The 24025-nt window shown below is 61.1% G+C and carries 16 protein-coding genes; 10 read left to right on the top strand and 6 right to left on the bottom strand.

All coding sequences use genetic code 11. The features are described 5' to 3' along the window. The first annotated feature begins 6 nt into the window (after positions 1 to 6). From A4A58_RS02290 to A4A58_RS02265, 6 genes are all read left to right on the top strand, one after another. Positions 7 to 1665, top strand: coding sequence for a pilus assembly protein TadG-related protein (locus A4A58_RS02290; protein ID WP_086936967.1), 1659 nt, complete (start codon positions 7 to 9; stop codon positions 1663 to 1665). A 52-nt stretch (positions 1666 to 1717) separates the two neighbouring features. After that, on the top strand, positions 1718 to 2101 hold the full coding sequence (locus A4A58_RS02285) for a ribbon-helix-helix domain-containing protein (protein WP_068729416.1): 384 nt from the start codon (positions 1718 to 1720) through the stop codon (positions 2099 to 2101). A 114-nt stretch (positions 2102 to 2215) separates the two neighbouring features. Then, positions 2216 to 3883: a methyl-accepting chemotaxis protein gene (locus A4A58_RS02280; protein WP_068729414.1), complete on the top strand. Its 1668-nt coding sequence runs from the start codon at positions 2216 to 2218 to the stop codon at positions 3881 to 3883. Positions 3884 to 3939: 56 nt separating this feature from the next. Next, complete coding sequence (locus tag A4A58_RS02275) at positions 3940 to 4569, top strand: NUDIX hydrolase (protein WP_068729412.1); 630 nt, start codon at positions 3940 to 3942, stop codon at positions 4567 to 4569. A 74-nt stretch (positions 4570 to 4643) separates the two neighbouring features. Then, positions 4644 to 5624 (top strand): Bug family tripartite tricarboxylate transporter substrate binding protein, encoded by a 981-nt coding sequence (locus A4A58_RS02270; RefSeq protein WP_158005635.1) that lies wholly within the window; start codon positions 4644 to 4646, stop codon positions 5622 to 5624. Positions 5625 to 5838: 214 nt separating this feature from the next. Beyond that, the gene (locus A4A58_RS02265) at positions 5839 to 7032 is read left to right on the top strand and encodes a hypothetical protein (RefSeq protein ID WP_068730389.1); all 1194 of its coding nucleotides are present in this window, start codon (positions 5839 to 5841) and stop codon (positions 7030 to 7032) included. 53 nt (positions 7033 to 7085) lie between these two features. Here A4A58_RS02265 and A4A58_RS02260 read toward each other — a convergent pair whose 3' ends face one another. The 5 genes from A4A58_RS02260 to A4A58_RS02240 form a co-directional block, all read right to left on the bottom strand. Next, positions 7086 to 7871: a DUF4167 domain-containing protein gene (locus A4A58_RS02260; RefSeq protein WP_068729408.1), complete on the bottom strand. Its 786-nt coding sequence runs from the start codon at positions 7869 to 7871 to the stop codon at positions 7086 to 7088. Positions 7872 to 8364: 493 nt separating this feature from the next. Further along, on the bottom strand, positions 8365 to 9255 hold the full coding sequence (gene prmC / locus A4A58_RS02255; RefSeq protein WP_068729406.1) for a peptide chain release factor N(5)-glutamine methyltransferase: 891 nt from the start codon (positions 9253 to 9255) through the stop codon (positions 8365 to 8367). Further along, positions 9252 to 10337: a peptide chain release factor 1 gene (prfA, locus tag A4A58_RS02250; RefSeq protein WP_068729404.1), complete on the bottom strand. Its 1086-nt coding sequence runs from the start codon at positions 10335 to 10337 to the stop codon at positions 9252 to 9254. The genes prmC and prfA overlap by 4 nt, the downstream gene beginning before the upstream one ends. A gap of 56 nt (positions 10338 to 10393) precedes the next feature. Continuing rightward, positions 10394 to 12661, bottom strand: coding sequence for a phosphoenolpyruvate--protein phosphotransferase (gene ptsP / locus A4A58_RS02245; protein WP_068729402.1), 2268 nt, complete (start codon positions 12659 to 12661; stop codon positions 10394 to 10396). A gap of 266 nt (positions 12662 to 12927) precedes the next feature. Then, positions 12928 to 14181, bottom strand: a complete 1254-nt coding sequence (locus A4A58_RS02240) for an aspartate kinase (RefSeq protein ID WP_068729400.1) — start codon at positions 14179 to 14181, stop codon at positions 12928 to 12930. 155 nt (positions 14182 to 14336) lie between these two features. On the opposite strand from A4A58_RS02240, the gene A4A58_RS02235 reads away from it, so the two are divergent. Further along, a complete protein-coding gene (locus A4A58_RS02235) occupies positions 14337 to 14804 on the top strand; it encodes a PH domain-containing protein (RefSeq protein ID WP_068729398.1) in 468 nt (155 codons plus the stop codon). A gap of 15 nt (positions 14805 to 14819) precedes the next feature. Further along, positions 14820 to 15578, top strand: a complete 759-nt coding sequence (ubiG, locus tag A4A58_RS02230) for a bifunctional 2-polyprenyl-6-hydroxyphenol methylase/3-demethylubiquinol 3-O-methyltransferase UbiG (RefSeq protein ID WP_068729396.1) — start codon at positions 14820 to 14822, stop codon at positions 15576 to 15578. A 36-nt stretch (positions 15579 to 15614) separates the two neighbouring features. Here the strand turns inward: ubiG and A4A58_RS02225 are convergent, their stop codons facing one another. After that, positions 15615 to 16448: an MBL fold metallo-hydrolase gene (locus A4A58_RS02225; RefSeq protein ID WP_068729394.1), complete on the bottom strand. Its 834-nt coding sequence runs from the start codon at positions 16446 to 16448 to the stop codon at positions 15615 to 15617. A gap of 309 nt (positions 16449 to 16757) precedes the next feature. On the opposite strand from A4A58_RS02225, the gene A4A58_RS02220 reads away from it, so the two are divergent. Continuing rightward, positions 16758 to 17591, top strand: a complete 834-nt coding sequence (locus tag A4A58_RS02220) for a GAF domain-containing DNA-binding protein (protein WP_139069770.1) — start codon at positions 16758 to 16760, stop codon at positions 17589 to 17591. A 278-nt stretch (positions 17592 to 17869) separates the two neighbouring features. Further along, positions 17870 to 23947: an autotransporter-associated beta strand repeat-containing protein gene (locus A4A58_RS31370; protein WP_192855877.1), complete on the top strand. Its 6078-nt coding sequence runs from the start codon at positions 17870 to 17872 to the stop codon at positions 23945 to 23947. Positions 23948 to 24025: the final 78 nt, after the last annotated feature.

Genomic DNA, 24025 nt, shown 5'->3' with positions numbered 1-24025 from the left:
GAGCCGATGCGCGCACTTCTTAAGAGGTTTCGCACCGACCAGCGCGGAAATATTGCCATCATGTCTGCGGGCGGCATGATCCTGGCCGTTTGTTGTGCTGCACTGGGTGTCGATATCGGGACCATTGCTGCCGATCGTCGCAAGACGCAGGCTGCCACGGATCTCGCCGCGATCGTTGCGGCCAGCAACTTAAGCAATGCGACAAACGCAGCAAAGGCGGCGGTCATCAGCAATAACTATCCGGCCAGTGCCCTGGTTGGTGTCGAACTTGGAACTTACACGGCTAATTCGGCCGTCGCTGCGCAAAGCCGCTTTGTCACCCCAGCGACTGGAACAGCCAATGCGGCGCGGGTCAGTCTTCAGACGGCGACGCCGCTTTACTTCAGCCATTTCTTTACCGGCAGCAACAATTTCACCATCAAGACGACGGCGACCGCAACAACGACGGCGATCGCGTCGTTCTCGATCGGTTCGCGATTGGCGTCGTTAAATGGCGGCTTGTTGAATAGCGTTCTTGGATCGATGCTGGGCACGACCCTGTCGCTGTCAGTCATGGACTACAATGCGCTTCTTGGCGCGCGCATCGATGCTTTCACCTTCCTCTCGGCGCTGGCGACGCGCGTCGGTCTGACCGGTGTGACTTATGACACGCTGCTGAAATCGAACATCAAGATCGGGGACGTTCTTGCCGCAGCGCTGAGCGCGCAGCAGGCTACCAATGGCAGCGGCACCGCGACCACCGCACTCTCGACGATATCGCAGGCTTCGGCATCTGTGACGACCAAGATTGCGCCTGGCAAGCTGATCGATGCGGGTCCCTACGCGAACCTGATTGTGGGCGTCAAGCCGAAAGACGGTGTGAGCATCTCGCTTTACGATTTGCTACAGGCAACGGCTGGAATGGCTAACGGCACCAACCAGATCGCCACATCCGTCAATTTAGGTCTGCCGGGTATTGCCAGCGCGTCACTTACGGCGACTATTGGCGCACGGCCACAAGGATCCGGCTGGATTGCCGTGGGTACGCAGGGCGTCAGCGTCCATACAGCTCAGACACGGGTGCTGCTATCCATCCAGTTGATTGGAAGTGGTTCGGCGTCACTGGTCAATCTGCCAGTTTATGTGGAGGTCGCGTCGGGCACTGCGACGCTGAACAAAGTCAGTTGCGGCTATCCCAACGTCAATACATCGAGCGTCACGCTTGGCGTCACGCCGGGCATTGTCGATGCATGGATAGGTAACGTCACTGTAGCCGATCTCAACAATGTTACGACCAAGCCGAATCCAGGGCCGGCACCGCTTGTGAATCTCCTGGGCATTCCAATTGTGACGGCAAAGGCCCATGCGGGTATGGGCAACACCACGCCGGTCAGCGTTAATTTCAGCTATTCGGATATCACGTCACAGACGAAGAAGACCGTGAACACGACAAACTTCACGTCGTCCCTGACGGGTAGTCTGCTTGGCGACCTCAACATCAGTGTTCTTGGACTGGGTTTGGTGATCCCGGGTCTTGGTGGACTCGTCACCAGCATCATCAGCGGGGCAACCAGTTCAATCGATCAATTGCTGGCGGCAACGCTGGCAAGTCTCGGCGTCGGAATTGGACAGGCCGATGTGTGGGTATCCGGCATTCGCTGTGACGGCGCAGTGTTGGTGAACTGAATCAGTAACGCGTGAATTTCAATGCCATCTTTAACAGAAGAGGACTGATAAAATGGGATACGAAGCCGCAATGAACCGCCCCAACGTTAACCGCAAGCGCTCGGTTGTCGTCTCGAAGAAGCGCACCAGCGTCAGCCTGGAAGACAGCTTCTGGGCCAGCCTGCAGGCGATCGTTCGCATGGAGAATACCACTATCGAGCACTATATCGAGAAGATCGAGCGCAAGCGCGAAACACCAAATTTGTCGTCCAACCTGCGTATCGCTGTGCTCGAATATTTCCAGCAGATTGCTGCACGCAGCTTGACGGCTGGTACCGCCGATCAGCCTGCTGCGAGCAGCAATGCCAAGCTGCATGACAATCACAATCAGCTGACTGAAAAGGTCGCGGCCTATTGGGGCCGTGCGGGATCACAGAATCAGCAGCTGGTCGACTAGGTCAGCTGCTCGATTCTTCCAGTTCATTTGATTTGAGGAAACGACGCGCAGTGCCGCGCGACGTCGTTCGTCGACTATTTTACGACAACGGCCGTTTTGGCCACGGAGCGACAGATGTTTAACCGACAGAGCAAGACCGATTTGCAGAATGCATTGGCGCAAGCGACCGCCATCAGTCGCTCCCAGGCCATCATCGAGTTCAATCTCGATGGCACGATCATCAAGGCGAATGAAAATTTTCTCAAGGCACTCGGCTATACTCTCGATGAGATCAAGGGCAAGCACCACGGCATGTTTGTGGAGCCTGCCGTGCGCGAGAGTGTCGCTTATCGGGAGTTCTGGGGTAACCTTAACAGGAGCGAATTTCAGGCAGGGCAGTTCAAGCGGGTCACCAAAGGTGGCAAAGAGATCTGGATCGAGGCCTCCTATAATCCGATCATGGACAAGAGCGGCAAGCCGTTCAAAGTCATCAAATTCGCCACGGATATCACGGCGCAGAAACTCGAAAGCCTTGAGGCCTCCGGAAAAGTGGCCGCTATCAGTCGCGCACAGGCGGTCATCGAATTCAATCTTGATGGCTCCATCATTGTCGCCAACGAGAATTTCCTGAACACGGTTGGTTACGCACTGTACGAAATACAGGGGCGGCATCACAGCATGTTTGTGGAAGCCGGTGAACGCGATGGCGCAGCCTACCGGGACTTCTGGGCGCGGCTCGGCCGGGGTGAGTATCAGGCGGCCGAATACAAGCGCGTCGGCAAGGGTGGCAAGGAAATCTGGATTCTTGCGACCTATAATCCCATTCTCAATGATGCTGGCAAGCCGTTCAAGGTTGTGAAATTCGCGACCGACGTGACCCAACAAAAGCTGCTTGCCGCTGATAGCAACGGACAGATGGCGGCTATTCGCAAGTCTCAGGCGGTCATCGAGTTTCGCATGGATGGCACCATCCTGACGGCAAACCAGAATTTCCTTGATGCGGTCGGTTACACAATCGACGAAATCCGCGACCGCCATCACAGCATGTTCGTCGATCCGATGGAGCGATCTGGCGCGGCCTATGTGGAATTCTGGGCGAGCCTCAATCGCGGGACCTATCAGGCCGCGGAATACAAGCGCATCGGAAAGAGGGGCCGGGAGATCTGGATCCAGGCATCCTACAATCCGATTCTCGATCTCAACGGCAAGCCGTTCAAAGTGGTCAAATACGCTGCCGATATTACGGCGCAGGCCATGGCCCGCCTGAAAGCGGAGCGCGCTCGTTCCTTGATCGAGTCGGTCGCAGCTGGCAGCGAAGAGATGAATGCATCGATCCGCGAAATCTCCGAGACGATGGTGAAGTCCCGGCAGACGGCGGAGTCCGCGGTGCAACAGGTGGAGACGGCGGACATCCAGGCGCAGCGGCTTACCTCGGCGGCTCATGCGATGGGGGGCATCGTTGGGCTCATCGGCGACATTACCGGCCAGATCAACCTGCTCGCGCTCAACGCGACGATCGAATCGGCTCGCGCTGGTGAGGCGGGGCGGGGCTTTGCGGTGGTGGCGGCGGAGGTCAAGAATTTGGCCAACCAGGCCAAACAGGCGACCGACAAGATCAGCAGCGAGATCGAGGCCCTGAACGGCATCTCCGGTGACGTGGTCGGCGCGCTGGTCTCGATCAAGCAGGCCATCGAACATGTCAACGAGTTCGTGACCTCGACGGCGGCGGCAGTCGAAGAGCAGAGCACTGTGACCAGTGATATGTCGGACAACATGCAGCGCGCGGCATCCGAACTGGCCTGATGCGCTGAATTCGGACGGCTTTGTTGGATCATCCGCGATTGTGCTATCAATTGCGGATGATCCTGCCGTTCAATGCCGCCACCCGAACAATGATCGAGACGCGCCTGGCCGTATTCACGCGGATCGACGAGGGCCAGTGCGCTTCGGGGCTGAAGCGTGCGGCGGTGGCCCTCGTGATGGTTGAAGCGGCGACCGAATTGGAGACCTCGCTGTTGCTGACGTTACGCGCGTCCGGTCTGCGCGCTCACAGTAATCAATGGGCACTTCCTGGCGGTCGCTGCGATCCCGGCGAGACACCCGTGCAGGCGGCAATCCGCGAGTTGCATGAAGAGCTCGGTCTGCAGCTCACGCGGGACGATGTCGTCGGTGTCCTCGACGATTACCCGACCCGCTCCGGCTATCTGATCACGCCTGTCGTCATGTGGGCGCAAGACAGCGTTCAATTGATGCCGAACCCCGATGAGGTCGCCTCGGTTCATCGCATTGCGCTGTCGCAGCTCGCGCGACCGCAGGCGTTCGATTTCGTTGCCATTCCCGAGAGCGACCGACGCCTGATCCGCTACAGTCATTTCGGCCACTTTATTCACGCGCCGACCGCAGCGCTGATCTATCAGTTCAGCGAAGTTCTTGCGGGGCGCACCACCCGTGTGGCCGAGCTGGAGCAGCCGGTCTTCGCCTGGAAGTAGCGTCACCGTTGCGAAGCGGCGTCGTTTCGGCAACGATGCCACAACAAGAATGCGTTTCCGGGAGGATGTACGCCATGGTGACATGGAAGGGATGGCTATGCGCTGCGGTGGCAGTATGTGCGTGGCACGGTTCGACAGGACTTGCGCGAGCGCAGACCTATCCGGCACGCCCCGTCACATTGATTATCCCGTTCGCGCCTGGTGGCAGCACGTCGATCGTCGGGCGCGTCATCGCCGACAAGATGAGCGAGACGCTCGGCGAGAAGATCATTGTTGACAATCGGGTGGGAGCTGGCGGCACCGTGGGGACGCGCGCCGTCGCCAAGAGTGCGCCGGACGGTTACACCATCGGCCTCGGCTATACCGGAACGCTGGCGATCGGCCCTACGCTCTACGGCAAGGGCGGCTACGATCCGCGCAAGGATTTCGCGCCGATCGGAATGATTGGCAATTCACCGAACTCTCTGGTGGTGCACCCGTCATTCCCGGCAAAGACGGTTGCCGAACTTATAGCCTATGCCAAAGCGAATCCCGGCAAGCTCAATTTCGGTTCAGCGGGGGCAGGTACCGCAAGCCATATTACCGGCGAATATTTCGGACATGCCGCAGGTATCACCTTGGTGCATGTGCCGTACAAGGGAACCGGGCCGGCGCTGGTCGACCTTATCGGCGGGCATATTCCGATGGCCTTCGCGCCAATCCCCGCAACACATGCCAATATTGCTGGCGGACAATTGCGTGGGCTGGCAGTGACCAGCCTCACGCGCACGAGCCTGCTTCCGGATGTGCCGACCATTGCCGAATCTGGACTACAGGGGTTCGATGCGTCGCTGTACTACGGCCTGATCGCGCCGGCCGGGACGCCGCGGCCGATCATCGACAGGCTCAACAAGGAACTTCGCGCGGCGCTGGCCTCCGACGAGGTCCGAAAACGCCTGCAGCAGGATGGCACGGAACCGACGCCGGGCACGCCGGAAGATTATGCAGTCTTCATCGATCAGGACGAGACCAAATGGTCGCGGATCGTCAAGACCAGCGGCGCCAAGGAAGAGTGAAGCATTCCAATTGGTTGACGAGCGCAGGGGCGGCGGGAAATTGCCGTTGCGGTCAGGGTTGTGACAGTATTGGAAAGACAATCTTCACCAAACTGCTCCAACGTCATTCGGACGGGAACACCATTGACTCACGTCGGGGCCAGCGCGGGGCGGCGTTCGGTCTCGGCCATTTGCATTGATGCAGGCGAGGGCCTGCAACTACTCAACAGGTCTCATGTCTCATTCGATTCGCTCATTGGCCGTCTTCGCTTCGGTCGTCCTGCTATCGGCGTCATCACCTGCGCATACGTTTGACCCGAACGCACTGCCCGTGAGCGTTGCCAATGCGATGGCGCAGGGCGCTTCGCCGCAAGCCATCGCTGAATACCGACGCAAGCTTGCGGAATATCAGGAAGCGCGTGCGGCCTTCGATCAGGAGGCCGGTGCCTATTGGGATGCAATCTCTGAGAAACGAAAAATTCGCAATGCCAAGCGCCGCGACCGCCAGCAGATCACGCTTAATGACTACGTGCTGGAACAGGCGCCGCTTTATGAAGGACCAAAACGTCCTGTGAATCCGGAGCCTGAAGATACCGGTCCGCGCGTTCGCAAGGATCTTCCGGTGGTAGCGGATTTCCTCGCGGCGGCGAGGGAGCAATTCCAGTTCGTGCCGCAGCGGCCTGCCAATGAGATGGAGTTCAAGCGCGCTTATGCCCGTGCCGCCATGCAGGCCGGGCTGACACGCGACATTGCGGTACGCGTCTATTCGTTCGAGACCGGCGGCAACGGCGGCCATGACATGCAGTCAGGTCTCAGCCCGTCGCGTCCGGGATCGCGCGCGATCTCCACCGCCATCGGCTACAATCAGCTGCTCACAGCCAATACGACGACGCTCGTTGCCGAACAGGGGCCTCAGATTTTGAGAGTGCTGACCGAGAAGGCATCGCCGCTCTCGGGCCCGCCGCGCAAAGCGATGGATCACAAGATCGCGGTATTCAAGCGCATGCAGGCCGTGGTGCGCACTGTCCCACAAAACTGGAGCGCGCTCGAAAAGCTTGGCACGACCCCACAGGGCTGGGCCATGCATGCGCTGGTTCTGGATATGGATATCGGCCCGCAATTGCAGGTCCACAAGCTGCTGACCTCGGTGAATTTCGCGCGTGCCCGCGGTTTCGATCGCCCGCTGAGTGCAGCCGAGCTTGAGATGATGAATCTCACTGGCGATGGCAACGGCTTCGATATGGTGACCATGCCGCTGGCTATGCGCGAACAGGTGCCGACGGCGAATTTCTTCCAACGCGGCGGCTATGAGCGTAATCCGGTGGCGATCCGTCACAACACGGTAGCCAAGCTGCTCGCAGTCACCAACGCGCGGATGGACAGCAACAGCAATCTGCCGGGCGCAAAAGAATTGGCCGCGGCTTTTTGAGCCACGGCCAATCTATGCCTCGTGATGTACGCTCTCGCGGAGAGCGGCTGGGCTTATGAGTTGCCCGGATTGAAATCGTCGCTTGGTGCTTCTGCCGGCGCGCCAGCCGCAGCAACGTCGGGGCGAGGACCGTGCGGACGGCGGCGACGACGCGGCGGGAAGCGCTCTCCACCAGCATTCTGTTCGAAGCCACCTGGAGCAGCACCCGGCTGAGGCTGCGCACCACCCGTGATGAAAGAAGGCAGACGATCGACACCATCGCCGACCGGCATCATCGGCTGCGGTTGCGGCTGATATTGCGGCTGGCCCTGCGGCTGATTCTGCTGGCGGTGTTCGCGATTATTGTTCTCGCGGGGCTGATAGGGCTGTTCGCCGCGCTGCTGATAGGGCTGACCACCCTCACGCTGCGGAGGCTGCTCGCGCTGCGCAAAGGGCTGCTGTTGTACTGGCACGAAACCAGGCTCGGCGCCGAAGTTCGAGTAGCTCTCGCTCTCGTCATCGTTGTCCTCAGGCGGCATCTCGTTTTCGGTGCGCGGTTGCGGCTGATTCTGCCGGAACTGCTCCTGCGCGGCGGCGATCAGGCGGAAATAGTGCTCGGCGTGCTGATAGTAGTTCTCGGCGGCAACGGGATCACCGGAGCTGCGCGCGTCGCGGGCGAGCTGGACGTATTTCTCTGCGACGTGGGAGGCGGTACCGCGGATCTTGATATCGGGGCCATTCGATTCGAAGACCCGGGTCATCGGGTTCTGGCCGCGCCGATTGTTATTGTTGTTATTATTGTTGTTGCGGTTGTTATTGTTATTCCGCATCCGCTTGTTGTTGTTCTGACCGTTTCGCATGTGTCGCCTTCAGTTATCGATCCAGAGTGTCACAGAGCTATGTTTCAAAGAGATGATTGCCGCAGCACATTGCGGGATTCGGACGCGTCAAGCGTCCGAATCGTCGTGCAGACCTTTGCTGCATCGATCTTGCCGTCATTCGCGTTCAACAAACACGCGTTCCCCAACCGTCCGCTGACCGTGCCAGTCGGACCAAATAACTCACCCGCCGAAACAAGGCCAAGCTTCTACGCGTGACGTTTTCTGTGCGTGAAGTTTAAAGCGCAATATCAGGCTTTCGTTCGCTTTGCGGTCGCGGGCAGCGCAGCTCTTTCAGCCATCGCGCTCAATTCAACCTGCCTGTTGGAACCTTTCAACCGGCGGGCTCTCTACCGAGAATTCTGGCCTCCAGCCGTAAATCTACGGGGCGAGCCAACCCTGAACCGATGTTGTAACCAGAAGGTAGTCGCTCCCCGGGGATATTCCAAGTGGTTTTTTCTGTCGCAAGAAGGCTTTATCGGGGCTTTTTTTGTCCTGATACCGCCCTGCGAATGCCCCCCAGATCGGCTTTGGCCGGTCCCGGGAGGGTTAACCCGGATACCGTCATCAGACCGGCGACATCGTCGCTTTGGTCGTGGCCGACCTCCACCACCAGGAGGCCGCCGGGCACCAGCAACCGGGCGGCTTCGGGGGTGATGATTCGATAGGCATTTAGTCCGTCTTTTCCACCATCCAGGGCGCGGAGCGGGTCGTGGTCACGCACCTCGACGTCGAGGCCGGCGATATCGGCTGAGGGAATATAGGGCGGATTGGAGACGATCAGGTCAAAGCCGCCGGCCAGGGCCGATGCATAGTCGCAGGCGACGAAATGAGCGCGCTCGATCAAGCCGAGTTGCGCAGCGTTGGAGCGAGCCGTCCGCAGGGCGTAGAGATTGATATCAGTCGCAATGCCGGTGGCATTGGTTAACTCCGAAAGCAGCGCCAGCAGGATCGCGCCGGAGCCTGTGCCGAGATCGGCGATCACAAGCGGACGGTTGCGCGGACCAGTCGCATCGAGAAATTCGAGCGCCGCCTCGACGATGGTTTCGGTATCGGGGCGGGGCACCAGCGTATCGGGTGATAGCTGCAGCGGCAGGCCCCAGAATTCTTTCATGCCTAGGACGCGGGCCACGGGTTCGCCATCGATGCGGCGCTGTGCGAAGCGGGCAAGTTGGGCCGCTTCATTGGACGTCAAGATGCGCTTCGCAGCCGAGATCAATCCGGTCAGATCGAGTCCGAGCGCGGCGCCCGTCAACAAGCGCGCGTCGAGTTCAGCGGAATCGATGCTGTGGGTACGGAGCAGATTGGTCAATGAGCGTCGTGCGTTCTCGACGCTCTGTCCGGCGAACATGTCGCCGGCGCTCACGCCGCGTCGCCCTGGGCAGCGAGTTGTGCAGCCTGATGCTCTGTCGTCAGCGCATCGACCAGTTCGCCCAACGCTTCGCCGGCAATCACCTGCGGCAGCTTGTAGAGCGTGAGATTGATGCGGTGGTCGGTGACGCGGCCCTGCGGGAAATTATAGGTGCGGATGCGCTCCGAGCGGTCACCGGAGCCGACCTTCTCCTTGCGCTCGGCCGAGCGGGCGGAATCGATACGCTGCTGCTCGGCGTCATAGATGCGCGAGCGCAGGATGTTCATCGCCGAAGCCCGGTTCTTATGTTGCGAGCGGCTGTCCTGCATCATCACCACGATGCCGGTCGGGATATGCGTGATGCGGATCGCTGATTCGGTCTTGTTGACGTGCTGGCCGCCGGCGCCCTGGGCGCGCATCGTGTCGATGCGCAGGTCGTCCTGCTTGATGTCGATATCCACTTCTTCGACTTCGGGCATGACAGCGACCGTTGCCGCCGACGTGTGAATGCGCCCCTGAGTTTCCGTATCGGGCACGCGCTGCACGCGGTGTACACCGGATTCGAATTTCAACTTGGCGAAAGCACCGCGGCCCTTTACCTCGGCGATGATTTCCTTGTAGCCACCCATGGTGCCTTCGGACGCCGAAATCACCTCGACCTTCCAACCGGCCAGTGCCGCAAAACGCTCATACATCCGGTACAGGTCGCCGGCAAAGAGTGAAGCCTCGTCGCCGCCGGTGCCGGCACGGATTTCCAGCACTACGTTGCGCTCGTCCATCGCATCCTTCGGCAACAGCGCCACGCGGATTTCCTGCGCCAGCGCCTCGATGCGTTCTTCCAGCGCCGGGCGCTCGGCCTGCGCCATCTCGCGCATCTCCGCATCGGTCGAAGTGTCGGCGATCATCGCATCGATATCTTTGATCTCTGCAAGCGCACCGCGATAGGTCTTCACCGCGTCGATCAGCGGATTGAGCTCGGAGAGCTCGCGCGTCATCTTCACATAATTCTCGGCGCTGACCTGACCCATCAGCTGTGCCTCGAGCGAGGCGTGATGTGCGAGGAGCACGTCGAGTTTGGTTTCGGGTAGCAGGGACATCGTGGAATCTCGGAGATCGCGGAAAGGGGAAAGCGCGTCGTACGGGCAGAGCCTCGCTACAACGACAGTCCCTCGGCCTCAGCGAATTCGGTGAGCTTCTGCCGGATCGAGACGCTGCCCGAGGGGGCGTCGAGCAGTTGTGTCATCAGCGCCTCGGCCTTTTTGGCATCGAGGTCGAGAATCATTGCCTTCACGGGACCGTGTGCGGTGGCCGACAGCGACAGCGAGCGATAGCCCATGCCAATCAGTGCCAGCGCGCCGATCGGCTGCGAGGCCATCTCGCCGCACAGCGAGACGTGACGTTTGGCGGCGTCGCCCTTTTGCACGATCTCACGCAGTACGCGCAGGATCGGCGCCGACAGCGTATCGAAGCGTTCCGACACCTTGGCATTGCCGCGGTCGACAGCGAACAGGAACTGGAACAGGTCGTTGGAGCCGACCGAGACGAAGTCGACCTTTTTCAGGAGTTCGTCGAGCTGATAGACCAGCGCAGGCACCTCGATCATGGTGCCAACATCGATCCGCTCTGGCAGCGCATGGCCATGCTGGCGCAGATAGGTCAGCTCACGCTCGATGATCGCCTTGGCCTGATCGAATTCGGCCACTTCCGAAATCATCGGGAACATGATGCGCAGCGCACGCCCACCGCCTGCACGCAGTAGTGCGCGGATCTGGCCGCGTAGCAGGCCAGGCCGATCGAGGCCAAGACGGATCGCGCGCCAGCCCAGCGCCGGGTTCTCCTCGACGATGGTCTCCATGTAAGGGAGCGCCTTGTCTCCGCCGATATCGAGGGTGCGGAACGTCACCGGCTTGGGGCCGGCAGCATCGAGCACCGCACGATACAGCGCCAGCTGATCGCTGGAGCGGGGCAGGCTTTCCCCGACCATGAATTGCAGTTCGGTGCGGAACAGGCCGATGCCCGCCGAGCCGGTATCGTCGATATGCGGCAGGTCGATGATCAGACCGGCATTGATCAGCAGGTCGACCTTCTGGCCGTCCTTGGTGACGCAGGGCCGATCACGCAACGCTGAATACTGCGCCTGTCGCCGCGCGCGGAACCGCACGCGTTCAGCATAGGCGGATTCGATCTCGGCGGAGGGCCGAATATAGATCGAGCCCGAGGTGCCATCGACGATGACGGCGTCGCCGGGATCGGCAATGCCCGGCGCGTTGGCGACTTCCCCGATGGCGGGAATGCCGAGCGCGCGCGCCACGATGGAGACGTGCGAATTCGCGGTACCTTCTTCGAGCACCAACCCGCGCAATTTCTTGCGGTCGTAATCCAGCAGTGCAGCCGGGCCCATCGCGCGTGCGATCAGGATCGCATTGTCCGGCATCTGCTCGCGCGACGGCGCGTGATCCTGGCCGACCAGCTGCCGCATCAGGCGGTGGCCGAGATCTTCAAGATCGTGCAACCGGTCGCGCAGATAGGGATCGGTGGAACGCAGCATCCGCGCACGTGTATCTGACTGCACGCGTTCGACGGCGGCTTCGGCGGTGAGGCCGGTGGCAACGGCTTCGTGCAGCTTGTGCGACCAGCCGTGGTCATTGGCGAACATGCGATAGGCTTCGAGCACATCGCGATGCTCGCCGCCGTCGGCGACGTCGCCGCGTTCCAGCATGCGGTCGAGGTCCGAGCGCAGCTTGGTCAGCGCGGTGTCCAGCCGTTTGATTTCCTTCGGCAAGTCTTCGGCGATGTAATTGGTGATGACGACGCGCGGCTCGTGCAGCACTACATGTCCGAGCGCGATACCATCGGAAAGGATAGCGCCGGTCTTGTGCAGGGAATGCCGCGCAGCGGGCTCGGCGCCCGGCTGCGCCAGCGCCGATAGCTCGCCGGAGGCGATCATCTCGGCGAGCACCATGGCGGTGGTTTGCAGCGCCTCGACTTCTTCCTCGACATAAGTGCGCTTGGCGCGGTTCTGCACCACCAGCACGCCAAGCGTATTGCCGGCGCGCAGGATCGGCACGCCGAGGAACGAGTGATAGATTTCTTCGCCGGTCTCCGGGCGGAACGAGAAGGCCGGATGGCTCTGGGCGTCGTTGAGATTGAGCGGTGTGGCTTCAGAGGCGACCAGACCGACCAGGCCCTCATGGGAGCTCAGCACGGTCTGGTGGACGGCGTCGCGGTTGAGGCCTTCGGTGGCGTAGAGCTCGAGTGTATTGTCGATGCGCAGCACGTATGTCGAGCAAACTTCCGCCACCATATTGGCGGCGATCAGCACCACGATCTTGTCGAGGCGTTCCTGAGCGCTGACCTGCTCCGCCATCACTTCGCGGAGCCGTCTCAGCAAGACTCGGGGGCCACCCGACGCGCTCCGCATGTGCCGACACCCTCCCCACGAGGCCGACACCTGACAAAAGCCGTGCGCCGACGCTAAGCCTCAGAAAACAATAGAATTTGCACCGCCGCGCAACAAGAGGCACAGCGACAGAACCGTATCAGATTGTCCGAAACGGCGCCCTCAGCCGCAACGGCTGCCCATGCAGGCCGTATAGCGAATTGAGGCTTGTTTTGCCAAGCAAAACACCTGCCAGACAAGAAACACACCGTTCACATCAAAATAACGGATGTTTCAGGAAAAATTTTCTACGCTTTGTCGAGGCCATACAGCGTGTGCAGGGTGCGAACCGCCAGTTCCGTATAGGCTGTATCGATCAGGACCGAGAACTTGATCTCGGACGTGGTGATTGCCCGAATATTGATCTGGCGCTCGGAAAGGGCGGCGAAGGCCTGCGCGGCGACGCCGGCATGGCTGCGCATGCCCGATCCAATCACCGAGACCTTGGCGACATCGGTTGCGCTGTCGATGCGGGCATAGCCGATCTTCGCTTTGGCCGCCGTGATGGTCTCCTTGGCGCGGGCATAGTCCGTGGCCGGAACCGTGAAGGTCAGGTCGGTGGTCTTGCCGTCTTCCGAGACGTTCTGAACGATCATGTCGACGTTGATATTGGCTTCGGCAAGCGGCACGAAGATCGAGGCAGCGACGCCCGGCTTGTCCTCGATCTGGCGGACGGAAATCTGGGCCTCGTCCTTGGAAAAGGCGATTCCGGTGACGACGTGGCTTTCCATGATTTCCTCCTCGCTGCAGATCAGCGTGCCCGGCGGGGTGCCGTGCGGGTCGATGTCTTCGGGTTTGTCGAAACTTGAACGCACGAAAATCGGCATGTTGTGGGTCATGCCGAGTTCCACGGAGCGGACCTGCAGCACCTTGGCGCCCTGCGACGCCAGTTCCAGCATTTCCTCGAACGCCACCTTGTTCATGCGTTGTGCCTTCGGCACGACGCGCGGATCGGTGGTGTAGACGCCGTCCACGTCGGTATAGATGTCGCAGCGGTCGGCCTTGACGGCGGCGGCGATGGCCACCGCCGAGGTGTCCGAACCGCCGCGGCCCAGCGTGGTCACGCGCCCGGTCGGCTCATGGATGCCCTGGAATCCGGCGATGACGGCCACTTCCTTGCGCTCCTTGAAGCGCTTGATGAGCTTGTCGCCGTCGATCTCGTCGATCCGGGCCGAGGCATGGGCGTCCGACGTCTTGATCGGGATCTGCCAGCCCTGCCAGGAGCGGGCCTGGATGCCGATGGTTTGCAGCGCGATCGCCAGCAGGCCGGCGGTTACGAGCTCACCGGACGCGACGATGGCGTCGTATTCCCGGGCGTCATGCATCGGCGACACTTCGGTGCACCAGGCCACCAGTTCGTTGGTTTTGCCCGACATCGCCGACACCACGACCGCGACCTCATGACCGGCATCGACCTCGCGTTTGACGTGCTGCGCGACGTTGCGGATGCGGTCGATGTTGGCGACGGACGTACCGCCGAATTTCATTACGAGCCGGCCCATGACGAGTGGTGCATTCCCTGACGACAGTGGGTAAAGATACCGCGCACTAAGCACGCGGGCGAAAACGCGCGTATACATAGCGGCGAGGGTGGGGGCAAGCAACCCGGGTTCCCGGTTCCTTAGAACGCACCGAGACAGGGCATTTTGGACGGTTTATGGGGCGCTATATCGACGATATCCTGCAGCCGGGCGAGAAGGTGCTGTATTCCAGCAACTTGCACTGGGTGGTCTATGCCCCGGCCATCGCGGCCTGGATTGTCTCAGCGGCTTTGCTGGTCCTGACGCGTTACGCGGTCAACGAAACCCTTGTTCTGCTCTGCCTGGCATCATCGGCCGTAGTGGCCTTCGCGGCGCTGTACTGGTCGATGAGGGGCTGGTTCCAGCGCTGGACGACCGAGACGGATGTCACCACGCTGCGGGTCGTGCACAAGGAAGGCTTCATCACGCGCAAGACTTTCGAGATCAGTATCGACAAGGTCGCGAGCGTCAGCGTCAATCAGAGCATTCTGGGACGCATCTTAAATTATGGTGACATCGCCATCGAGAACATGGGTGATGATGAAGAAGTCATCAAGATGATCGCGTCGCCACTCGCATTTCGCAGCCACATCACAGCGCGATAGGACAACGGCTCCACAATGGCCATCCAAGCAAACTTCTCCGACGCTTCCGCATCCTCTGTCGATGCCAGCGAAGTCGCGAAATTCTCGAAGCTGTCGGAGGAGTGGTGGGATCCGCGCGGCAAGATGGCGCCGCTGCACAAGATCAACCCGCTGCGCCTGACCTATATTCGCGACGCCGCCTGCCGCAAGTTCGATCGTAATGTTCGTAGTCTCAATTGCCTGAGTGGCTTGCGCATGCTCGATATCGGTTGCGGGGCTGGTTTGCTGTGTGAGCCGTTCACGCGGCTCGGCGCACAGGTGATCGGTATCGATCCCTCCGCCACCAATATCGCCGCCGCCAAGTTGCACGCAGACAAAGGGCATCTGTCGATCGATTATCGTTGCACCACTGTCGAGGAGATGGACGTGCGTGAGCGCTTCGACATTGTGCTGGCGATGGAAGTCGTCGAACACGTCGTCGATGTCGGCGCATTCCTCGATCGCTGCGCGTCGATGCTGAAGCCCGGTGGCGTGATGGTGGTCTCGACGCTGAACCGAAACTGGAAGAGCTTTGCGCTCGGCATCGTCGCCGCCGAATATGTGCTGCGCTGGCTGCCGCGCGGCACGCATCAGTGGGACAAGTTCGTCACCCCGGACGAACTCGCGCATCATCTGTCGCGCAACAAGCTGGAAATCACCGAACAATCAGGCGTGGTCTACAATCCGCTCGGCGATCGCTGGACGCTGTCGTCCGATATGGACGTGAACTATATGGTGGTTGCGGAAGAGGTGTAACGTTTCTGTTCCGCCTGACTCTGCCTCGGCCGGCCGTCAAACCCCGTTGAGAATAATTACCGTCGGTGCCTTGGGCAGCGCATTGAGTGATATTGTCAGCGTTTGGGCGCTGCGTTGGTCGATCTCGAACTGTTTCCCGATCATTGCCATGAAGTCGCTCAGCGGCGTCATGAAGCGATGCATGGGCAGCACCACCGAGGCGCGTAGCCGCTTGGTGATCTCGGATACGCCGTCGAGAGACATTGTGTAGCTGCCATCGATCGGCACCATCACGATGTCGAGGCGGCCGATCGCGGCGAAGTGGCTTTCGTCGAGCTTGTGATGCAGATGGCCGAGATGGCCGATGCACAGGCCGGCAACCTCGAAGATGAAGATCGAATTGCCGTCCTTCACCATCTCACCGCCCGCGTCATCGCCATAGTATCGGCGGATGTCCGTCGTGACGTTGCGGATCAGCACGTCGCCGATGCGCTCATGGATCTGCGCCGGCTGTCCACTCTCGCCCCACCCATGCAAAACCGTCTTGATGCGCGGGTCGGGGTACAGCGTGTAGTGGGTGCTGTGCGCCCGGTTCATCGTCACCACATCCGGGATGCGATCGAGCTTGTAGACGCCGTTATAGTCGGTGGCGATGGTCACGCCGCCGGGCGTGTCGATGTAGTAGGTGGAGTGTCCGGCATAGGTGATGGCGACCTCATCGGCCTTCGCCGCAGTCCGGCGCAAGCTGACCGGAACCGCGAGTGGTGGCCGTGTGGCCATTGCTAGACACTCACTGCCGCGCGGGGAGTTTTGCGCGAGTACTGGGGTAACAACCCAACTCATTGCCCAACAAGTCAGGGTGCCGAGGACGACAGGCAGAAATCGCAGCATGATCCGGCAGTCTCCGAATGCCCTTTGCTTCAATGTATCGCTAAAAGCGGACGCTGCAATGCTGGTTGTGGCGCCGGACACTGCCCAAGATCGCGGCGGATCGCACGATGTGGATGCCCGGGTGCCGCGATGGAATAGTCGTCATGCTGCAGGGATTGACACGTTGCCGAAGGTAAGATCGTTGGGTAGGTCTTGTGATCACTACCGCGAGCATTGCAGTTGTCATCCGATTTAGTCCAGCCTTGGGAATTCGTCAGTCGCGATGATCGTGTCGCGGCGTCGCAATCGGGCTGGGTGTTTGACACGGCGATGCTGCTGCTGACGCGGCCGCTCGATGCAGCGATTGCCGAGATACTCCAAGTCATAGGCGTGGACGCCGAAGCAGATCGCGCATGGATGTTCGAATACGACGCCGACCATCTGCGCTTTCGTAACACCCACGAGTGGAGTCGCGGTGGGGTCGGATCCTTTGTGCAGGATCTGCAGCATGTGCCGGTGACTATGATCGGCTGGCTGCATCAACGGCTGGTCCTAGGGCAGGCTGTGATGGTCAATGACATCGAGGCACTGCCGCGCAGCGCCGGTGCGTTGCGCGCTGAGTTTATCCGGCAGAACAACAAAAGCGTACTCAGCGTGCCGGTATTTCATGACGGTAAGCTCGTCGCTTGCATCGGTTTCGATGCGGTCGCGGCATCGCGCCGATGGTCGGATGAAATCGCTGATCTGTTTCGTTGTGCCGATCTCATCGCGGCGGCGCGCTATGGTCGGTCGCCGATCACCTCTGGTAGTGAAGATTCGCAGGCTGCGTATCCCGCACTGATCTACCTGCGTCGCGCGCATGGCATTCTCGGCACACCGCTGACAGAAATCGTCGGCCTGCGCTCGTCCAAAGACTATACCGAGGTGTGGCTGGTGGATGGCGCGATGGTGCTCGATCCGAGGCCGCTGACCCAGTGGCTGGGCCTGATCCCGCCGGGCTGGTTCGTTCGTATTCATCGCACGGCCGTCGTCAATCATCAGTTCGTGCGCGAGGTCGTGCGCCGGTCGAGCGGGGCATGGCAATTGCGCTTGCATGATTATGAAGACCATTGGCCGGTGTCGCGCGCCGGCCGAGTTGAATTACGCGCGCATCTTGGCGTTTGAACTACACCAAGCGAGATGAACGCGAGCACGTTGGCGACTCACATTCCGCGTGCCGATTGCTATCAATCGCGTGCTGATCACGACTTAACAAATCGTTAGCGACGTCAGTGTGTTGAGTGTTTTTCGCGTTGTATGTTGCTACATTTCAACACGCGAAAAGCCTGCAGGGCGTTCGTCGAACCTATAGGTCGATTCGTCGATCTTTGATTGCGACTCGTCATGCGATCGCGTGTCTCATGAAACGTCACTCGCGTGGATCTGCGAGCTGGAGTCGATTCGTGAAGCTCCCAGTATTTTTAGTCGTCAGCGCAGCGTGCCGCAGCGGTTCGGACAGGAGCAGCGGCACCGGCGTGCGCCGTGCTAACACATTGATGTCGTCGACAGCCATGACGCTGTCGCTTGCCGGCCCGGTGCTGGTGGTCGCGGCGATTGCCTTGTCGCAAGTGGTGCATGCGCAGGCCTCGGGCGTCGGCGGAAATGGCGGAGCGCATGCATCCAGCAATCCGAAAGCGGGCGGAATAGGCGGTGTGATCGACCCCGCCAATGGAGGCGGAGGCGGTGGCGGTGGCGGCAGGAATGCCAAGAACGAGTCGCTGAAGAACGCTTATATTGGCGATGGCGGCAAGGGTGGAAGTGGAAAGCACGCCAGCGGCGGGGGCGACGGTGGCTATGGCGGTGCCCCCGGCTTCCAGGGGGCGTCGCTGCTTGGAGGCGAAATCTTCGGAGGAAACGGCACCGCCGGCTATCGCCCAGCTCACGATGGCGGGGATGGTACGCCATGGTTCGCCGGCAGCGGTCACGATGGCGGCAGCGGCGGCGGGGGCGGCGGCGGTGGGAATGGTGCTATCTTCAGCGGCACGTCGGTGCCCTCCAATCAGTTCATCAGGGGCGGATCGGGCGGCGCCGGTGGCAGCGGTGCGACAGGCGGCAACGGTGTCCTCGCCTTCGACGTGATCCCGGTGCCCGGAGAGGGCGGCGGCGGTGGCGGCGGTGGCGGTGGCGGTGGCGGCGGCATCGGCCTTTACTACGCGGGCGGCGTGCCGCTGACGTTGCAGCCCGGCGCGCGGGTGGTCGGCGGCAATGGTGGTGATGGTGGCGCAGGCGGTGGCGGTGGCGACGGAGCGAACAGTGCGATTGGTACCTACTGCCCTGGAGGCATGCCACCATGCGTCACCTATGGCGAGGATGGCGGCCTCGGCGGTAATGGCGGCAGCGGCGGCAATGGCGGCAATGGCGGCTACGGGATCGTGGTCGATTCAGCGGCGCCGCTCATCGTGGGTGGCGGGGCCATCATCTCGGGCGGCAAAGGCGGAGCTGGTGGCGCCGGAGGCGCTGGCGGAGGCGGTTTGGTCGGTGGCGCTACTGGTGCCAGCGGTTCCGACGGCAATGGCGGCGCCGCCATCGCGATCCGAAACGGTATGGTGCAGGTGGCACCCGGTGGCATTGTCCAGGGCGGCGATGTTGGTGCTGACGGCACGGCCGGCCATGGCGGAGCCGGCATCTTTGCCCGCGATGCCGGTGCATCGGTCATCATCGGAGGCACGGTCATTGGCGGCCTCAACGGGAACGGCACGCGCGGGGCTCCCGTTCTGTTCACGGGCGGCGGCAACCGACTCGAACTTCATGCCGGCGCCGAGATCATTGGCAATATCAGGGTTGCCGTTGATACCGCGAATGCCAACGTGCTGGCTCTCGGCGGCGATCAGGCCGCCAGCTTCGGCCTCGCCGCACTGGGAGGGCAATATGCGGGCTTCACCGCTCTGGAGAAAAGCGGCAGCAGCACCTGGACGCTGTCCGGCACGCCGACATCCTTCACCGGCGATCTGCGCGCCAATAGCGGCACGCTGGCCTTTGCCGGCGGCGCGAACCTGACGACGGTCAATGGCTATGTCGGCTATGACAGCGGCGCGAACGGCAACGTCACGGTCTCGGGCGTCGGCACGTCCTGGTTCAACACCAGTCTGTTCATCGGCTATCGCAGCAATGGTTCACTATCGGTCGCCGGCGGCGGTCGCGTGACTGCGGTGACGGCATCGGTCGGCAATGACGCGTCCTATGTCGCGAGCGGTCGTGTGCGGGTCGATGGCGCGGGTTCGGTGCTCGACGCCCAGACACTAAAGGTCGGTGCGGCATCGGTCGGCTCACTCACGGTGAGCAACGGTGGCATGGCGAAAGCGCGCACGATTCAGGTAGGCGCCTCTGGTATCAGTGGTGCGTTGAGTATCGGATCCGAGCCCGGGGCGGCGGCTCTGGCGCCTGGTGTCGTGACAGGCCCGGTTGAAATCGCACAAAGCGGCACGCTCAATTTCAACCATACGAGCGGCGATTATCTCTTCAACAATCTTATCACCGGCAATGGTGCGATCAATGTGCTGTCAGGCACCACGATCCTGTCCGGCCGCAGTGTGGCTTTCACGGGCACCACGGAAATCTTAAGCGCAACGCTTGGCGTGACCGGACAACTCGGTGGCACGGTCAATGTCGATGCGGGCGGGCGCCTCACCGGCAACGGCGCCGTTGGTGCCACCACGGTGCTCAATGGTGGCACCCTCGCGCCTGATGGCACGGGTCGTCTGACGCTGAGCGGCAACCTGTCGATGCTCGCCGGCAGCGCCTTCGATTTCAATCTCGGTCATTTCTCGAATGGAGCAACCTCGACGACGTCAGCGAGTGTCTTCGTCAATGGTGATGTTTCGCTCCACGACGTGACGTTCAACATCAGCAGTACGGGCGAGCCTGCGGTCGGTTACTATCGCATGATCAACTACACCGGCGGTTCGTCAATCTCCGGACTGACCATCGGCACGACGCCCCCGATCTCGGGACTGTTCCCCGTCACCTATTCGATCGACAGCTCGCGGCTCCATGTGGTCGATCTCATTGCTTCGCCCAACGGCACCGACGTTCTTCAACGTTGGGATGATGCGTCGAGCGGTGCCGCGGGTGGCAGCGGAACCTGGAATACGCTTAACAACAACTGGTTTGATCTGGGCGGCGTTGCCAACACTCAGTGGGGATCCATTTATGGCGTCTTCAACGGCCCGGGCGGCACGGTCACGATCGATGGATCGCAGAAATTCTATGGGCTGCAATTCGTTGGTGGCCTCTACAACCTTGTTCAAGGTACTGGCGAGCTGCGGCCAACCGCGCTGAACGGCTCGGACGGCATTGGTGAACTGCGTGTTCTGTCGGGCGAGACGGCGACGATTTCGGCTCCGATTGTAGGCGCTGGTGGTGTGAACAAGACGGGTGGCGGCACGCTCGTGCTCGCCGGCACCAGCACCTATGCTGGCGGCACAACAATCAGCGGCGGCACGCTGCAGATTTCGTCGAATGTAAATCTCGGCGCTGCAACCGGCGGTCTCACCTTCGACAACGGCATCTTGCATACGACTGCAAACATCGCCTCGGCGCGGAACGTATCGTTGCTCGGGATCGGCGAGATCGATACCGACGCCGCAACGGCGCTGGTACTCACCGGCACGGTGTCCGGCACCGGCAGCTTGATCAAGGCCGGCGACGGCACTCTGATATTGGCAAATACCAACAGCTGGACTGGCGGCATGCTGCTCGAAGCCGGCACGCTGCAGCTTGGCGCTTCCGGTGCACTGCCCAATGGCAGTGACGTGATCGTCTATGGCGGTAAGCTCGATCTCAACGGTTACAATACCACGACGCATTCGCTGATCGGATTCGGCGGCGAGATCGCGCTCGCCAGTGCGCAACTGACGCTCGATCAGGCGAGCGATACGGTCATCGCAAGTACAATCACGGGTGTAGGCGGCAGCCTCGTGAAATCCGGCAGCGGCACGTTGCTGCTATCCGGCACGAATACATATACGGGTGGCACGACAGTCTCGGGCGGCGCTGTTGCAGTTCTCGCGGACGCCAATCTCGGCACGGGCACGCTGACGCTCTCAGAGGGCACGCTGCTGACGCTCGCCGATATCGCATCCGCGCGAAGTATCGTGCTTTCCGGCAACGGCACAATCGAGACGCTGTTCGGAACGACATTCTCGACTATGGGAGATGTCTCGGGCGCCGGCGCATTGACCAAGGATGGCTGGGGCACGTTGGTCCTGGCAGGCGCCAACTCTTTTAGCGGCGGCACGACGATCAATGCCGGCACGTTGCAGATAGGCAATGGCGGCACCACCGGCACACTGTCCGGCAACGTCACGAACAATGGCATCCTGGCATTCAACCGATCCGATAATTTCTCCTATAATGACGTCATCTCCGGTCCCGGCGCTTTCATTCAGGCCGGCGCAGGCGTTACGGCATTTGGCAATGACAACACCTACGGTGGTGGCACGTTGGTCTCTGCTGGTACGCTGCAGCTCGGCATCGGCGGCACGGCGGGCTCTATCATTGGCGATGTCATCAATAATGGCACGTTCCAGATTTTTCGCTCCGATGTCTACACATTCGGTGGGACGATCACGGGAACCGGTATGTTTCGGCATGTCGGCACCGGCACGACGGTCCTGACGGCAGACAATACTTACAGCGGTGGCACGGAGATCGCGCAGGGTATTCTGCAGATCGGTGATGGTGGTTTCACAGGATCGATCATCGGCAATGTCATCAACAATGGTGAACTTGTCGCGAAACGCGACGGGCTGCTGACATTGGCGGGCGCGATTTCCGGCGCGGGCTCGTTCACGCAGAGCGGCTTGGGCATCACGCGCCTCGACGGCCTCAACAGCTATACTGGCGCCACCGACGTCAAGGCGGGCACGCTGAGCGTCAACGGCTCGATCGCCGCGTCGTCGCTGGTGAGCGTCGAACGCGGCGCGACGCTCGGCGGCAACGGCATCGTCGGCACCACACAGATCCAAGATGGCGGCATGCTGTCGCCCGGCAATTCGGTCGGGCAGCTGTCAGTACAAGGCAATCTGACGTTTGCCGCGGCTTCGAGCTACATGGTCGAAGTATCTGGTTTGGCGGCAGACCGGACCAATGTCACAGGCACCGCGTCGCTCAATAATGCAGGCGTTCGCATCAGCTTCGATCCCGCGGCCTATGTGCGTGAACGCTACACCATTTTGAACGCCGCTGGCGGCATTGCAGGCAGGTTCAGCCCAAATATCGTCAGCGACGAGCCGTCCTCGTTCATCACGACGCTGAGCTACGATGCTCAAAACGTCTATCTCAATGTCGATCTGAAGCTGACCGGTCTCAACATCAATCAGAACAACATCGCTTCGTCGCTGAATGCCTATTTCGGCAGCCATGGCGGCATCCCCTATGCGCTCGGCGCGATGGCGCCGGAAGATCTGACGCAGTCGTCAGGCGAACTCTCGACCGGCGTGCAACAGAACACCGTGCAGGCCATGACGCAGTTCATGGGCGTGCTGACCGATCCCTTCGCAGCCAATCGCGGCCTTGCAGCGACGGGCACAGCGTCAAATGCCTTCGTATCGACCGATCGTTCACCGACGTCCTGGCGCGACGCCTACGGTGCGATCACCAGAGCGCCACCTGTGGCGGTGAGCTTCGAATCGCGCTGGAACGTCTGGGCTGCGGGCTTCGGTGGTGGTCAGGCGACCGACGGCAATACGGTCGTTGGTTCGCACAATAGCAGTAGCCGGATCGGCGGCATTGCCGTCGGTGCCGATACCTGGCTGTCGCCGCAGACGCTTGCCGGCTTCGCCGTGGCTGGCGGTGGCACCAGCTTCGGCTTGTCGGATAATCTCGGTTCAGGTCATTCGGACCTGTTCCAGATCGGTGGCTTCATCCGCCATCACCAAGGCCGCGCTTATATCACAACTGCGCTCGCCTACGGATGGCAAAACGTCACTACGGAACGGCTGGTGACCATCGTCGATGCCGACCGGCTGCGCGCGAACTTCACCGCGCACGCTTTCTCGGCGCGCGCCGAAGCTGGCCATCGGAGCGTGCTGCCGTGGCTTGGCGGCGTGGGTTTGACGCCCTATGCCGCGGGGCAGGTCACGAATATCGACCTGCCGGCCTATGCAGAGGCGCTTGTCTCCGGCGGTAATGATTTCGCGCTCAGTTACACCGGACGCAACGTCACTGCCATGCGTAGCGAACTTGGCCTCCGCACCGACAAGTCCTTTGCGCTTGATGGCACGCTGCTCACGCTGCGTGGCCGCGCCGCTTGGGCGCATGATATCAACCGCGACCGCGTCGCGCAGGCGTCGTTCCAGTCGCTGCCCGGCGCTAGCTTCATCGTGAACGGCGCGGCGATGGCACCCGATGCTGCGCTGACCAGCGCGAGTGCGGAGGTCATGCTCGGCATCGGGCTGTCGCTCGCTGCGACCTACGAGGGCGAGTTCTCCAACCTCACCCGCAGCCATGCCGGCAAGGGCGTCGTTCGGTTCGTCTGGTAGAGGCGTCGGAGGCGACACGATCGCATCGCAGGCATGGGCATAGGCAGCTTGACCCTGCGTCGCGGCGCAGTCAGGTTC

Origin of the sequence: Tardiphaga robiniae (assembly GCF_001618955.1) — a bacterium.
Classification (GTDB): domain Bacteria; phylum Pseudomonadota; class Alphaproteobacteria; order Rhizobiales; family Xanthobacteraceae; genus Tardiphaga; species Tardiphaga robiniae_A.
Note: the sequence above shows the minus strand (reverse complement) of the source record. Positions and strands in the feature narration are given on the sequence as shown.